The 13,292-nt window shown below is 64.1% G+C and carries 16 protein-coding genes; 9 read left to right on the top strand and 7 right to left on the bottom strand.

The features are described 5' to 3' along the window. Positions 1-3: 3 nt before the first annotated feature. Genes dnaQ through Q0L48_RS13515 form a run of 5 tightly spaced genes read right to left on the bottom strand, consistent with a single transcriptional unit; the run spans position 4 to position 3,628 of the window. Entirely contained in the window at positions 4-699 is a 696-nt protein-coding gene (gene dnaQ, locus Q0L48_RS13535; protein ID WP_296721801.1) for a DNA polymerase III subunit epsilon, read from the bottom strand. A 49-nt stretch (positions 700-748) separates the two neighbouring features. Next, the gene (gene coaE / locus Q0L48_RS13530) at positions 749-1,333 is read right to left on the bottom strand and encodes a dephospho-CoA kinase (protein ID WP_296721800.1); all 585 of its coding nucleotides are present in this window, start codon (positions 1,331-1,333) and stop codon (positions 749-751) included. After that, positions 1,330-2,184 carry a shikimate dehydrogenase gene (gene aroE, locus Q0L48_RS13525; protein ID WP_296721798.1) on the bottom strand — a complete coding sequence of 285 codons (855 nt, stop codon included), beginning with the start codon at positions 2,182-2,184 and terminating at the stop codon, positions 1,330-1,332. Before aroE ends, coaE begins: the two co-directional genes overlap by 4 nt. Beyond that, on the bottom strand, positions 2,181-2,786 hold the full coding sequence (locus tag Q0L48_RS13520) for a Maf family protein (protein WP_296721796.1): 606 nt from the start codon (positions 2,784-2,786) through the stop codon (positions 2,181-2,183). The genes aroE and Q0L48_RS13520 overlap by 4 nt, the downstream gene beginning before the upstream one ends. After that, a complete protein-coding gene (locus tag Q0L48_RS13515) occupies positions 2,783-3,628 on the bottom strand; it encodes a pyruvate, water dikinase regulatory protein (protein ID WP_296721794.1) in 846 nt (281 codons plus the stop codon). Before Q0L48_RS13515 ends, Q0L48_RS13520 begins: the two co-directional genes overlap by 4 nt. Before the next feature lie 347 nt (positions 3,629-3,975). Here Q0L48_RS13515 and hemE point away from each other — a divergent pair, with 347 nt between their 5' ends. The 5 genes from hemE (at position 3,976) to Q0L48_RS13490 (ending at position 7,874) form a co-directional block, all read left to right on the top strand. Next, a complete protein-coding gene (gene hemE, locus Q0L48_RS13510) occupies positions 3,976-5,004 on the top strand; it encodes a uroporphyrinogen decarboxylase (RefSeq protein WP_296721793.1) in 1,029 nt (342 codons plus the stop codon). A gap of 6 nt (positions 5,005-5,010) precedes the next feature. Beyond that, positions 5,011-5,454, top strand: a complete 444-nt coding sequence (locus Q0L48_RS13505) for a CopD family protein (protein WP_296721791.1) — start codon at positions 5,011-5,013, stop codon at positions 5,452-5,454. A 202-nt stretch (positions 5,455-5,656) separates the two neighbouring features. Then, a complete protein-coding gene (rho, locus tag Q0L48_RS13500) occupies positions 5,657-6,922 on the top strand; it encodes a transcription termination factor Rho (RefSeq protein WP_296721790.1) in 1,266 nt (421 codons plus the stop codon). Between the two features lie 55 nt (positions 6,923-6,977). Next, positions 6,978-7,370: a BLUF domain-containing protein gene (locus tag Q0L48_RS13495; RefSeq protein WP_296721788.1), complete on the top strand. Its 393-nt coding sequence runs from the start codon at positions 6,978-6,980 to the stop codon at positions 7,368-7,370. 105 nt (positions 7,371-7,475) lie between these two features. Next, positions 7,476-7,874, top strand: coding sequence for a BLUF domain-containing protein (locus Q0L48_RS13490; protein ID WP_296721787.1), 399 nt, complete (start codon positions 7,476-7,478; stop codon positions 7,872-7,874). Here the strand turns inward: Q0L48_RS13490 and Q0L48_RS13485 are convergent. Continuing rightward, complete coding sequence (locus tag Q0L48_RS13485) at positions 7,865-8,230, bottom strand: nuclear transport factor 2 family protein (protein ID WP_296721896.1); 366 nt, start codon at positions 8,228-8,230, stop codon at positions 7,865-7,867. The genes Q0L48_RS13490 and Q0L48_RS13485 overlap by 10 nt on opposite strands. A 47-nt stretch (positions 8,231-8,277) precedes the next feature. After that, positions 8,278-8,991 carry a dienelactone hydrolase family protein gene (locus Q0L48_RS13480; RefSeq protein WP_296721785.1) on the bottom strand — a complete coding sequence of 238 codons (714 nt, stop codon included), beginning with the start codon at positions 8,989-8,991 and terminating at the stop codon, positions 8,278-8,280. A gap of 102 nt (positions 8,992-9,093) precedes the next feature. Here Q0L48_RS13480 and Q0L48_RS13475 point away from each other — a divergent pair, with 102 nt between their 5' ends. From Q0L48_RS13475 to rsmG, 4 genes are all read left to right on the top strand, one after another. Further along, entirely contained in the window at positions 9,094-9,369 is a 276-nt protein-coding gene (locus tag Q0L48_RS13475; RefSeq protein WP_296721783.1) for a DUF6489 family protein, read from the top strand. Between the two features lie 10 nt (positions 9,370-9,379). Next, a complete protein-coding gene (gene mnmE / locus Q0L48_RS13470; protein WP_296721782.1) occupies positions 9,380-10,666 on the top strand; it encodes a tRNA uridine-5-carboxymethylaminomethyl(34) synthesis GTPase MnmE in 1,287 nt (428 codons plus the stop codon). 121 nt (positions 10,667-10,787) lie between these two features. Next, complete coding sequence (mnmG, locus tag Q0L48_RS13465; protein WP_296721780.1) at positions 10,788-12,653, top strand: tRNA uridine-5-carboxymethylaminomethyl(34) synthesis enzyme MnmG; 1,866 nt, start codon at positions 10,788-10,790, stop codon at positions 12,651-12,653. After that, positions 12,650-13,276 (top strand): 16S rRNA (guanine(527)-N(7))-methyltransferase RsmG, encoded by a 627-nt coding sequence (gene rsmG / locus Q0L48_RS13460; protein WP_296721778.1) that lies wholly within the window; start codon positions 12,650-12,652, stop codon positions 13,274-13,276. Before mnmG ends, rsmG begins: the two co-directional genes overlap by 4 nt. Positions 13,277-13,292 lie beyond the last annotated feature (16 nt).

Genomic DNA, 13,292 nt, shown 5'->3' with positions numbered 1-13,292 from the left:
GCTTCAGCGCGCCCAGATCGCGTTATCGATTCCGGCGATGAATTCCTTGTGCCGCGCCAGTTCTTCCGGCGAAGCGGTGTGCGGGCGCGGTGGACGCACCGGACGGGCGGGGGCAGGCGTTCCGGCGACGCTCACCACCGCCGCAGCCACGGTGACACTGTGCACCGCCGCCAGTTCCAGCCCGATCTGCCGTCCGCCGGTCAGTTCGACATAGACCTGCGCCAGCAATTCGGCATCGAGCAGCGCGCCGTGCTTGACCCGGTGCGAGCGATCGATCCCGTACCGCGTGCACAGCGCATCGAGCGAGTTCTTCGCGCCCGGATGCTTCTTGCGGGCAAGCGCGACGGTATCGACCATTCGTTCGAGGCTGATCGCCGCGCGGCCGATCCGTTCCAGCTCGTTGTTGAGGAACCCGAAGTCGAAGCCGGCATTATGCGCCACCAGCGGGGAATCGCCCAGAAATTCGAGCAGTTCGTCAACGCTTTCGGCAAAGCGCGGCTTGGTGGCGAGGAAGGCGGCGCTGAGGCCGTGCACCCGTTCGGCTTCCATCGGCATATCGCGTTCGGGATTGTAATAGGCGTGGAAGGTGCGGCCCGTCTCGACCCGACCGACCATCTCGATGCAGCCGATTTCCACCATGCGATCCCCGCTCTTGGGATCCAATCCGGTGGTTTCGGTATCGAAAATTATCTCGCGCATTGGCGGTACTATCTGCCCAAGCTTTGCTGCTGGCAAGTGCCGCAAGCCATCAAAGTGAAGCAATCAGTGCAGCGACCGCGCTGCGGGTTTCATCGAGGCTGGTGCCGGTGTCGATCACATGATCGGCGCGCGCGCGCTTGTCGGCATCGGGGAGCTGCAGGCCGAGAATATGCTCGAACTTCTGCGGGGTCATGCCGGGGCGGGCGAGCACGCGGGCGCGCTGCACGTCAGCCGGGGCCGAGACGACGACGATCATGTCGACGCTTTCGTGCCCGCCGCGTTCGAACAATAGCGGGATATCGAACACCACCGCGCGTTTGTCTTGATGCGCGGCGAGGAACGCGGTGCGCCTGGCCGCCACCGCCGGGTGGACGATGGCTTCCAAGCGGGCGAGCGCTTTCGGATTGGCGAAGACATGCTGGCCAAGCCGGTCACGGTCGACGCCAGCCTCGCCGGTCGAGCCGGGGAAAGCGGCTTCGATGGCGGAGACAAGTTCGCCGCCCGGCCCCTGCATCGCGCGCACTTCGGCATCGGCATCGAACACGGGGATCCCCGCCTCGGCGAACATTGCCGCGACAGTCGACTTGCCCATGCCGATAGAGCCGGTGAGGCCGATGATGGTGGGGCGGGTCATCGGGTCAGGATCTCGCGCAATTCGGCATCATGTGCACGCGGAGCGGGGTGGCCGAAGAATTTCTCGAACGCCGCCGCCGCCTGCCCGATCAGCATCGAAAGCCCGTCGATGGTGCGGTGGCCCTTCGCCCGCGCGCCTTGCAGGAACGCGGTATCCAGCGGCGCGGTGACGACATCATAGGCGATGCTGCCGGGCGGGGCGTGGCTCCAGTCGAAGGCGAGCGCCGGCTGCCCCTGCATCCCCAGCGAAGAGGCGTTGATGACGAGATCGCAGCACGCTTCGCGGTCGTCGAAGGGGAAATCGGTGGGATCGGCGAAATGGGCGAGGTCGATTGCATGATGCTCGCCCTTTCCACCAAGTTCGTCGAGCAGCGCGCGCGCCTTGGCCGGATTGCGGCCTGCCACCACCAGCGTGAAGCCGTGGCCTGCCAGCGCGGTAATGATCGCCCGCGCCGCGCCGCCTGTGCCGAGAATCCGCGCCATGCGGAAATAATGCGTCTGCGCCAGCGTTTCACCCAGCGGTTCGAGGAAGCCCGCCGCGTCAGTGTTGGTGCCCGCCAGCGCTCCGGCGGTCGGGAAGATCGTGTTGACCGCACCGATCGCATCGGCGGGCGGGTCGATCCGGTCGAGCAATCCCATCACTGCCTGCTTGTGCGGCATGGTGACGTTGCACCCGCGCCAGTCGGGGTCGGCGCGGCGGGCGGCGAGGTAATCCGCCAATCCGTCCGCCCGCACATGGGCTGCGCGATATTCCGCTTCCAACCCCAGCTTGCCCAGCCAGAAATTATGGATCGCGGGCGATTTGGACTGCGCAATCGGATCGCCGATGACTTCTGCATAGGGCTTGGTCATGCCAGCAGCACCCCGGCCTCGCGCAGCGCGCCCAGTAGCGGCAGCAACGGCATGCCCAGCACGGTGAACTGGTCGCCTTCGATATGATCGAACAGCTGCACCCCCGGCCCCTCGATCCGGAATGCGCCGACGGTGTGGCCGATTTCGGGCCATTCGAGGCTCAGGTAGTGCGCGATGAAATCATCCGACAGATCGCGCACGTGCAGGCGGGCAATGCTGGCATGGCTCCACTCGCATCCACCGTCTCGCACCAGAGCCGCGGCGCTATGCAGTTCCATCATGCGTCCCGAGAAGAACCGCAGATGCTCGCCCGCTTCCTCGGCCGAACCCGGCTTGTCGAACCGCCGCCCGCCTGCAACCACCAGCGAATCCGAACCCAGCACCAGCGCGCCCGGATGGGCCGCCGCCACCGCCGCCGCCTTGGCGACCGCCAGCGCCTCGGCCACCTCGCCGGGGGCCGCGCCCGCCAGCCCTGCCTCCACCGCACGCTCGTCCATATCGGCAGGCACCGCTTCGTACGCCACCCCGGCGGCATCCAGCATCGCCCGGCGCGAAGCCGATTTGCTGGCGAGGATCAGGCGCGGCGCGTGCGCGGCGGTCATATCGGTTTCCCCACGCCGCCCTCGCTCGGCGGGCGGCGGTGGCGTTCCTGTGCCAGGCGGATGATCGCGGCGGCCGTCTCCTCGATCGAGCGGCGGGTGACATCGATCACCGGCCAGCCATGATCGGCGAACATCCGCCGCGCGAACTGCAATTCGGCCTTCACCCGGTCATTGTCGACATAGGCGGTCTCGGTCGCCTCGTTCAGCGACAGCAGCCGGTTGCGGCGGATCTGCACCAGCCGTTCGGGCGAGGTGGTGAGGCCGACCACCAGCGGGTGCCTGAGCCCATACAAGGCAGGTGGCGGCGGGCTTTCGACCACCAGCGGAATATTGGCGACCTTGAAGCCGCGATTGGCGAGGTAGATGCTGGTCGGGGTCTTGGAAGACCGCGACACGCCCACCAGCATGATATCGGCCTCTTCCCACTCCTCGTATCCGATCCCGTCATCATGGGCGATGGTGTACTGGATCGCATCGACGCGCTTGAAATAGCTTTCGTCCATCATGTGCTGACGGCCCGGACGGCCATGCGCCTCCTGCCCCAGCTGCGCTTCCAGTGCGGCGGTCACCTGATCGAGCACCGCGACCGCTGGCAGGCCGAGATGGCGGCAATGCTCCTCCAGCCGCTTGCGGGTTTCGGGATTGACCAGCGTGTACAGCACCAGCCCCGGATGCGCGGCGAGATCGGGCACGATCCGGTCGAGATGCTGAAGCGAGCGGACCATCGGCCAGAAATGGCGGCTGACATCGGGATCGTCGAACTGCGCCAGCGCGGCTTTCGCGATCATTTCCAGCGTCTCGCCGGTCGAATCCGATACCAGATGCAGATTGAGTCGGTTCATGAGTTGAGCGCTCGCGGTCCGGATTCGGGCCAGGGGGTGGAGGCTGTGGACAGAACCCCGCATAAACCACGGGACAGCGGGGCTAACAAGCAGGGGAGCGATTTAAGTCCCCGCTGACAGGCATTCGGTGGGGGGTATTTGCGCACACGGGACAAGTCTTGTCGACAGGCTGGGAAGAGTGGGGATAAAGCTTGCTTGACCTCGGTCCCTTGCGGATTCGGTGGGGGCATTCGGTCCTGTTCAGCTTGGGCATAATCCGGCAAGCGCCGGTAATTCCCGCTATCCACAGGGCCAACAGACTCCATCAATCCTTTTATAATTAGATTAGTTTTGTTTAAAGGAACCCTATGCCCGGTCCGCTTCTCGATACGCTCAATGGTGTCCGTCAGGACGTTGCCCCCGTCTGGCTGATGCGCCAAGCCGGGCGCTATCTGCCTGAATACAGGGAACTCCGGGCCGAAAAGGGCGGGTTCCTCGAACTGGTTTACGACAGCGAGGCCGCAGCCGAGATCACCGTGCAGCCAATCCGGCGGTTCGGGTTCGACGGGGCAATCCTGTTTTCCGATATCCTGATCGTGCCGCATGCGATGGGGCAGGGGCTGACGTTTCAGGCTGGTGAAGGGCCGCACCTGTCGCCGACGCTGCTGGAAACCGGGCTCGACAGCTTCACACCTGCGTTCGAGCGGTTCGAACCGGTCTACGAGACCGTGCGCCGCACCCGCGCGCTGATCGGGCCGGAAGTGACGATGCTCGGCTTTGCGGGGAGCCCCTGGACGGTCGCGACCTACATGATCGCAGGTCAGGGCTCGAAGGATCAGGGCCCGGCGCGGCTGCTGGCGTACCGCGATCCGGCGCACATGCAGGCAATCGTGGATGCGATCATCGAAGTTTCGGTCACCTACCTGCGCGGTCAGATCGATGCGGGTGCCGAGGCGGTGCAGTTGTTCGACAGCTGGGCGGGCAGCCTTGCCCCCGACCAGTTCGAAAAGTGGGTGGTCGCCCCCAATGCGGCGATCACCGCGCAGCTCAAGGCTTCGCATCCCGACACCCCGGTGATCGGCTTTCCCAAGGGCGCGGGCGCAAAACTGCCGTCCTATGCGCGCGAAACCGGGGTGGATGCGGTCGGGCTGGACGAAACGCTCGATCCGGCCTGGGCGCATGCCAGCCTGCCTGCGGGCATGCCGGTGCAGGGCAATTTCGATCCGTTGCTGCTCGAAGCCGGCGGTCCGGCCATGGCCGAGCGGGTTCGGACGATCATCGACGCGTTCGAGGATCGCCCGCATGTGTTCAACCTCGGCCACGGAATCGGACAATTCACCCCGATCCCGCATGTCGAGGAACTGCTTGCGGCCCTCAGAAACCCGGCTAGGGGTTGAGAGGTCATGCAATCCGTCCTCCTCACCATCTACCCGTTCCTCAAGATCGGCCATGTCATCTTCATGGTGTTCTGGCTGGCGGGCCTGTTCATGCTGCCGCGCCAGTGCATCTACATGCTCGATCATGCGCCTGGTTCCGAAGGTGAGGCCAAGTGGGCGACCCGGATGGGGAAGCTGCGCAAAATCATCCTCACCCCCAGCCTGATCATCGTCTGGGTGCTGGGTCTGGCGATGGCAATCGCGATGGGCTTTTTCAGCGACGGCTGGCTGCATGCCAAGCTGACGCTGGTGCTCATCCTGACCGGTTATCATGGCTGGCTGGTAGGGCAGACCAAGAAGATGGCGCGCAGCGAGCGGCCGCTGACCGAAGCCCGTCTGCGGATGATCGGCGAAGTGCCCGGCGTGCTGCTCCTGTTCATCGTCGCGCTGGTCTATCTGAAGCCGTTCTGAGGCAGGCCGCACCGGCCCTGCATTTCCGCGATTGACCGGACCGCGCGGCAGTTCTATCCCGCGTGAGTTCATCCGGTTTCGGAAGCGTTCCACGCGCTTCTTCAGGTCTGCTTTCTCCAAGCCCGGCCCCGCCACACGGGGCGCCTCTTTCTCAAAGAGGTACTGACCATCCGGCCACTCCTGTTTTCGGAAAATAACGACAATGCATCTCAAAGACCTCAAGCGAAAGACCCCGGCCGAACTGGTCCAGATGGCCGAAGAACTGGGCGTCGAAGGCGCCTCGACCATGCGCCGACAGGACCTGCTGTTCAGCATCCTGCGGGAACTGGCCGAGGATGAGGAATACGAAGAAAAGATCATGGGGATCGGCACCATCGAGGTGCTGCAGGACGGCTTCGGATTCCTGCGCTCGCCCGAGGCGAATTACCTTGCCGGGCCGGACGATATCTATGTCTCGCCCAATCAGGTCCGCCGCTGGGGCCTGCGCACCGGTGACACGGTCGAAGGCGAGATCCGCGCCCCGCGCGAAGGGGAGCGCTATTTTGCGCTTACCACCCTCGCCAAGGTCAATTTCGACGATCCCGACGCGGTCCGCCTGCGCACCAACTTCGATAACCTCACCCCGCTCTACCCGGACGAGAAGCTGACGCTCGACAGCCTCGATCCCACGGTCAAGGACAAGAGCGCCCGCGTAATCGACATCATCGCGCCGCAGGGCAAGGGCCAGCGCGCGCTGATCGTCGCCCCCCCGCGCACGGGTAAGACCGTGCTGCTGCAGAACATTGCCAAGGCGATCACCGACAACCACCCCGAGGTGTTCCTGATCGTCCTGCTGGTCGACGAACGGCCCGAGGAAGTCACCGACATGCAGCGGAGCGTGAAGGGCGAGGTGATCTCCTCGACCTTCGACGAGCCCGCCAATCGCCACGTGCAGGTCGCCGAAATGGTGATCGAAAAGGCCAAGCGTCTGGTCGAACACAAGCACGACGTGGTGATCCTGCTCGATTCGATCACGCGTCTGGGCCGCGCCTACAACACCGTGGTGCCATCATCGGGCAAGGTGCTGACCGGCGGTGTGGATGCCAACGCGCTCCAGCGGCCCAAGCGGTTCTTCGGCGCGGCGCGTAACATCGAGGAAGGCGGCAGCCTCTCGATCATCGCCACCGCGCTGATCGACACCGGCAGCCGCATGGACGAAGTGATCTTCGAAGAGTTCAAGGGCACCGGCAACAGCGAAATCGTGCTCGACCGCAAGGTTTCGGACAAGCGCATCTTCCCCGCGCTCGATGTCGGCAAGTCCGGCACCCGCAAGGAAGAACTGCTGGTCGAAAAGGACAAGATGTCGAAGATGTGGGTGCTGCGCCGCATCCTGATGCAGATGGGCACCGTAGATGCGATGGAATTCCTGCTCGACAAGATGAAGGATTCCAAGACCAACGACGATTTCTTCGATACGATGAATCAATAGGCAAGGGCGCGCCGGGGGGCGTGCCATCGGGACGACAACGGACGGGTCGAAAAAAGTGCTCAGCCAATATCTCTATATCAGCACCGCGCCGACTTTGCTGCGCGAAGAAGTCGACGCGATTCTCGCCACCAGCGAGCGGAATAATCCGGCGCGCGGGATAACCGGGTTGCTGCTGTTCAACGGCCGCAATTTTCTCCAGCTGCTCGAAGGGGCAGAGGGCGAGGTCAATGCGCTAATGGAAACGATCTTTGCCGATCCGCGCCACAGCGGTGTCTCGGTGCTCGACCGGCGCGGGATCGCCCAACGCACCTGCCCCGATTGGGCGATGAAGCGGGTAATGATCGCCGAGAGCATCGAAAGTCGCCAGGAGATGCTCGAAGGCGAGCTGCCCAAAGGCCTCGACCCCGAAGTGCGCAAGATGATCATGAACTTCGCGGTGCTGAATTGATTGGAAGTGCGCCGGTCACGATAGATCAGTTCTAAATCTTAATGTGCCGGTAGGATTGTTTTCACACCTTTTCGCGTAACCCCCTCCAAGTGCAGGAGGGGTGTTATGGAACGGCTAATCTACGTCAGCACTGCAATCCCCTCGCTTGCGGGTGGTGACGTGTTCGACATTATTCAGAAGTCGTCCCTGCGCAATCCCGATCGCGGGATCACCGGGTTTCTGTGTGTCGTGGGCGGTCTGTTCTTCCAGTATATCGAAGGCGATACGTCTGCGCTGGACAAACTGCTTGGCGATCTGGCCCACGACCCAAGACATCATTCGATCACGATCCTCGGGCGCTGGGCCGCTGATAAGCGTGCTTTTCCGGCGTGGAAGATGAAGCGGATCCATCTGTCACAGCCCATTACGCAATCGGCCGACTTCATCGCGCAGTTGCGTACCTTGGGCATTCCCGAAGACGCCGTTCGCAAGGTGGAGCAATACCTCGCCGTGCGTCAGGATTGACCCTTCGCTGTTTCGAGTTGCGCTGCCATCACTTCCCAGACCTTGTTGATCGCCTTCAGCGGACGCACCATAACCTTGAAATCGCTGATATTTCCTGCTTCGTCGAAACGGATGATGTCGACCCCGTTGATCGCTATGCCGTCGATCGCCGTGACGAATTCGAGCATCACCTCGTTCCCGTCGACCAGCTCGCGGGTATAGCGGAAAGCATCGTTCCCCAGCACCTGCGCAGCGGCAACAAGGTAGGCCAGCACCACCGGCCTGCCGATCTGCGGGGTGTGCACCACCGGAGAGTGGAACACAGCATCATCCGCTAATAGCGCCGACAGGAGGGCAGGATCGCTCCCGCCCTCCATATAGGCGTGCCAGCGGGCGAGGCCCGTGTGGTTTTCGGCGCCCGCGCTCACCCCAGATGTTCGGCGAAAAAGGCGGCAGTCCGGCTGTCGGCGAGGGTCGCGGCTTCTTCGTCGCGGCGTTTGCCGGTTTCGGTGGCGAAGCCGTGATCCAGCCCTTCGTAGTCGTGCAGCGTCACGCGCGGGTGATCGTCCAGCCCTTCGTGCATCGCTGCCTGTGTTTCACGTGAAACAAAGCCGTCCTCGGTCGGGATGTGGAGCATCAGAGGGTTGGAGATCGCGTGCTTCTCGCCCAGCAATCCGTCGATCCCGACGCCGTAATAGCCGACGCTCGCATCGATATCGGTGCGCGCTGCGGTCATGTAAGCGAGCCGCCCGCCAAGGCAGTATCCGACGCAGCCGACCTTCGCGACGCCCAGCGAGCGGCGGATGTGGTGGATCGTCGCCTCGATATCGCGGATGCCGGCGTCCTGGTTGAACTTGCCCATCATGTCGAGCGCGGTCTGGAACTCGGCCTCGACATCGGGATCGAATTCGACGCCGGGTTCAAGCCGCCAGAACAGATCGGGGGCGACCGCGAGATATCCGTCCGCTGCCAGCTTGTCGCATTTGCTGCGGATGCCGGGGTTCACACCGAAAATCTCCTGAATAACGATGATGGCGGCCTTGGGTGTGCCTTCGGGCTTGGCGACATAGGCACCGAAGCTGGACCCGCCAGCTTCATTGGCGCCGTCAAGGGTGGGGATGGTTTCGTTGAGGCTCATGATGTCTCTCTCGCTTGCGGGGGAAGGGGTGCGGGGCGAACCCTATCGCTTGCCTTGCTCGGCTGCCAAGCCCAAATGGATGGACAGACAGGAGGATGCGCCATGAAGATCACCATCGAAATCGACTGCACGCCAGAGGAAGCCCGCAGTTTCATGGGCCTGCCCGATGTCAGCGCAGCCAATAATGTCTATGTCGAGAACATCACCAAGGCGATGCAGGGCGTCTCAAACCCCGATCAGTTGCAGCAATATGCGCAGGCCCTGGCGCCGATGGGGCAGGTAGGGCTGAAGATGTTCCAGAGCTTCGTCGAAAGCGGGATGAAGGCGGCGTCCGGCTCCACCGGGCGGGCCGGCGAAGGGCCGAAGGGCTCCGAATAGTTCCGCTGCGATGAGCCAGAATCCGACGATCTTCGCGCTTTCGAGCGGCGCGCCGCCTTCGGCTATCGGTGTGATCCGCATTTCCGGGCCGCAGGCGGGAGCCGCGCTGGCTGCGCTGGCCGGGCGGATGCCGGAGCCGCGCCGCGCTGCGCTGGTCAAGTTGCGCGATACGGACGGGGCAATGCTCGATGAAGCCTTGGCGCTGTGGTTTCCGGGACCGAACACCGCGACGGGCGAGGATCTCGCGGAATTGCACTGCCACGGTGGGCGCGCGGTGATCGCCGCGGTAGAGGCGGCGCTGGCGGCACTCCCCGGCCTGCGCCGTGCCGAACCGGGCGAATTCACCCGACGTGCCTTCGCCAATGGCCGCATCGATCTCGCCGAGGCCGAGGGGCTGGCCGATCTGCTCACCGCCGAGACCGAATTGCAGCGCGCCGCCGCGTTGGCGAACGCGGGCGGTGCCTTGTCGCGCCAGGTGGTGGATTGGCGCGAACGTGCACTCGCACTCTCGGCCGAGATCGAGGCTGCGCTGGACTTCTCCGACGATGAGGACGCGTCCGACCTCCCAGAATGTTTCACGTGGAACATTGCCGCGCTGGCGGGCGAACTGCGCGTCTGGCTGTCGCGTCCGCGCTCGGAGCGGTTGGGGGAGGGGTACCGGGTGGTGCTCGCCGGGCCGCCGAATGCGGGCAAATCAACGCTTTTCAACGCTTTGATCGAAAGCGAGGCAGCGATCACCTCGCCCATTGCCGGGACGACGCGCGATGTGATCGAGCGGTCTGTGGGTATCGCAGGCGTTCCGTTTACCTTTGTCGACACTGCAGGGCTGCGCGACGGCGCGCACGCGGAAGCCATCGAGGCGATCGGCATCGACCGCGCGCGGGGCGAGTTGGCGCGCGCCGATCTCGTACTGTGGCTCGGACCGGAAGGCGAGGGTCCGCAGGGCGCGTGGGAAATTGCGGCGCAGGCGGATCGCGGCGACTTCACAGCCAAACCTTCGGCGCGGTTCACCTTGTCGGCAACGACCGGCGAGGGGCTTGGCGCGCTGAAATCCGCGTTGGCCGAAGTGGCGCGCGGCACACTGCCGAAGCCGGGGGAGGCCGCGCTCAATGCCCGTCAACATGCCCGGCTTGCCGAAGCGGCAGAGGCTTTGGCAGCGGCAGAGATGCTCAGCGACCCGCTGCTGATCGCGGAAGAACTGCGCCGTGCGCGGCACGAATTCGACCGGCTGATCGGGCGCGCGACCACCGAGGATATGCTCGACACGCTGTTCGGGCGGTTCTGCATCGGCAAGTGAAGCGTGCACAATGTTTCACGTGAAACATTTTCGGCATTTCTTGCGGCCAATGTTTCACGTGAAACATTTTGCCTGATGAAACGGCTTTGACGATCCCTGCGCCAAGCCCTATCTGCGCCGCATGCATTCCTTCGATGTCCTCGTAATCGGCGGCGGTCACGCCGGAGTCGAAGCTGCCTGCGCGGCGGCGCGGATGGGTGCGCGCACGGCATTGGTCAGCTTCGATCTCCAGGCCATCGGAGCGATGAGCTGCAACCCCGCCATCGGTGGTCTCGGCAAGGGGCATCTGGTGCGCGAAGTCGACGCGCTCGACGGGGTGATCGGGCGCGCGGCGGATGCCGGCGCGATTCATTACCGGATGCTCAATCGTTCCAAGGGCAGCGCCGTCTGGGGCCCGCGTGTGCAGGCCGACCGGGTGCGGTTCAAGGCGGCAGTGCAGAGAATCGTGCGCACGCAAGAGAACCTGATGTTGGTGCAGGGCGAAGCGGCTGCGCTGGTGCTGAAAAGCGGGGTGGTCGCCGGACTGGAACTCGCGGACGGAACAATCCTCAACGCCCCGCGCGTGATCCTGTGCACCGGCACGTTCCTCGGCGGCGTGCTGTTTCGCGGCGAGGAGCGGTTCGAAGGCGGGCGCATCGGTGAGAACGCCGCAAAGCGTCTCGCCCAGCAGCTGCGCGCTGCCGATCTGCCGATGGCGCGGCTGAAGACCGGCACACCGCCGCGGCTCGACGGGCGCACCATTGATTGGGCCGCGCTGGAAGAACAGCCTTCGGATGACGAGAGTTGGACTATGTCTCCGCTCACCCCGCGGCGGCTTAACCCTCAGGTGTTCTGCGCGATCACCCGGACCACGCAGGCGGGTCATGATGCGATACGCGCGAATCTCCACCGGTCCCCTTTGTTTTCAGGTGCGATTGGTGCGGCCGGGCCGCGCTATTGCCCCTCGATCGAGGACAAGATCCACCGCTTCGGGGACCGGGAGGGCCATCAGGTGTTCCTGGAGCCGGAGGGGCTGGATACCCACATGGTCTATCCCAACGGGATCAGCACCTCGCTGCCGGTCGATGTTCAGGAGCTTATTGTCCGCACGATGCCGGGCTGCGCGCGGGTCGAAATCGTGCAGCCGGGCTATGCGGTCGAATATGATCATATCGATCCGCGTGCATTGACGCCGGATTTGCAGGTGAGGGTGATCCCAGGTCTCTATTGTGCCGGACAGATCAACGGCACCACTGGCTATGAGGAAGCTGCCGCACAGGGCCTGGTCGCCGGGTTGGAGGCGGCGGCTGCGGTGCTGGGCAGGGCTGCGCCCGCGCTTGATCGCGCCAATTCCTATATCGCGGTGATGGTGGATGACCTGACTTTGCAGGGCGTGTCCGAACCTTATCGGATGCTCACCTCCCGCGCTGAATACCGGCTCCGGCTCCGCGCCAATAATGCGGCGACGCGGCTTACCGGGTTGGGGATCGCGGCGGGATGCGTGAGTGAAGAACGCAGGTCATGGTGGGAACGGCGCGAAAATTTGCGCGAAATGTTTCACGTGAAACATTCGCAGTGCCTCCACTCCCGCGACTTGGCCGATGCTGGATTGCCGGTACGGCGCGATCATGGTGTAAAACCGATTGCCGAATGGCTCCGCTATGACGGGATCACGCATGATGCGCTCGCCCCATGGCTTGGCGACGTGGCTGCGTTGGACCCGCTGCTGGCCGAGGAGATGGCAGAGGATGCGGCCTACGCGCCTTACCTCGCGCGGCAGGATGCCGAATTGCGTGATCTGCGCGCGAGCGAGGCGCTGACGCTGGCGGCGGATTTCCCCTTTGCGGAGGTTCCCGGTCTCTCGAACGAAATGGTCGAGCGGTTGACCAAGGCCGCGCCGGGAACGCTCGCGGCGGCGGGCCGGGTGGCGGGGGTGACGCCCGCTGCACTGTCGGCGCTGCTGGTCCACGCCCGCCGCCGGCTGGCTGACGGGCAGCGTGCAGCGTGATCAGGACTGAAGAGGAGGCCCGCGCCTATGTCGCGACCCTCGCCGATGCGGACGCAATGGCGCGGATGGCGACATTCGCCGCGCTGGTGCTGGAGGAGAATCAGCGCCAGAATCTGATCGCCAAGGCGACCGAGCCGCATATCTGGCAGCGCCACATTGCCGATTCGGCGCAACTCATCGAAAATGTTTCACGAGAAACATTGGGGCCGAATGCGATCGGCCCTTGGCTCGATCTCGGGAGTGGGCCGGGATTTCCGGGGTTGGTAATAGCGGCGCTGTGCCCCAACATGCCGATGGTGCTGGTCGAATCCCGGGCGCGCCGGGTGGAATTTCTCGAAAGATGCATTGCGGCGCTCGATCTGCGGAAATGCCGGGTCGAAGGGCAGCGGTTGGAGCGGGTTACCCCCTTCGCCGCCCGCGCCATTTCCGCCCGTGCGTTTGCGCCCTTGCCGAAGCTCCTGAGCTTGTCCGCACCCTTCTCCACAGCGGCGACTGCCTATGTCTTGCCCAAGGGCCGCTCGGCGGCGCAGGAGTTGGAGGCGTTGAAACCTTCGATTCGAGCAATGTTTCACGTGAAACATTCCTTGACCGATCCCGATGCGGGAATCATTGTGAAGGCCTGACACGCGACACACCCCC

This window comes from Erythrobacter sp. (assembly GCF_024305245.1).
GTDB lineage: Bacteria > Pseudomonadota > Alphaproteobacteria > Sphingomonadales > Sphingomonadaceae > Erythrobacter.
Note: the sequence above shows the minus strand (reverse complement) of the source record. Positions and strands in the feature narration are given on the sequence as shown.

Coding starts and splice junctions, on each gene's coding strand:
- dnaQ (WP_296721801.1), bottom strand. CDS start 699: ATGCGCGAGATAATTTTCGATACCGAAACCACCGGATTGGATCCCAAG.
- coaE (WP_296721800.1), bottom strand. CDS start 1,333: ATGACCCGCCCCACCATCATCGGCCTCACCGGCTCTATCGGCATGGGC.
- aroE (WP_296721798.1), bottom strand. CDS start 2,184: ATGACCAAGCCCTATGCAGAAGTCATCGGCGATCCGATTGCGCAGTCC.
- Q0L48_RS13520 (WP_296721796.1), bottom strand. CDS start 2,786: ATGACCGCCGCGCACGCGCCGCGCCTGATCCTCGCCAGCAAATCGGCT.
- Q0L48_RS13515 (WP_296721794.1), bottom strand. CDS start 3,628: ATGAACCGACTCAATCTGCATCTGGTATCGGATTCGACCGGCGAGACG.
- hemE (WP_296721793.1), top strand. CDS start 3,976: ATGCCCGGTCCGCTTCTCGATACGCTCAATGGTGTCCGTCAGGACGTT.
- Q0L48_RS13505 (WP_296721791.1), top strand. CDS start 5,011: ATGCAATCCGTCCTCCTCACCATCTACCCGTTCCTCAAGATCGGCCAT.
- rho (WP_296721790.1), top strand. CDS start 5,657: ATGCATCTCAAAGACCTCAAGCGAAAGACCCCGGCCGAACTGGTCCAG.
- Q0L48_RS13490 (WP_296721787.1), top strand. CDS start 7,476: ATGGAACGGCTAATCTACGTCAGCACTGCAATCCCCTCGCTTGCGGGT.
- Q0L48_RS13485 (WP_296721896.1), bottom strand. CDS start 8,230: ATGGAGGGCGGGAGCGATCCTGCCCTCCTGTCGGCGCTATTAGCGGAT.
- Q0L48_RS13480 (WP_296721785.1), bottom strand. CDS start 8,991: ATGAGCCTCAACGAAACCATCCCCACCCTTGACGGCGCCAATGAAGCT.
- Q0L48_RS13475 (WP_296721783.1), top strand. CDS start 9,094: ATGAAGATCACCATCGAAATCGACTGCACGCCAGAGGAAGCCCGCAGT.
- mnmE (WP_296721782.1), top strand. CDS start 9,380: ATGAGCCAGAATCCGACGATCTTCGCGCTTTCGAGCGGCGCGCCGCCT.
- mnmG (WP_296721780.1), top strand. CDS start 10,788: ATGCATTCCTTCGATGTCCTCGTAATCGGCGGCGGTCACGCCGGAGTC.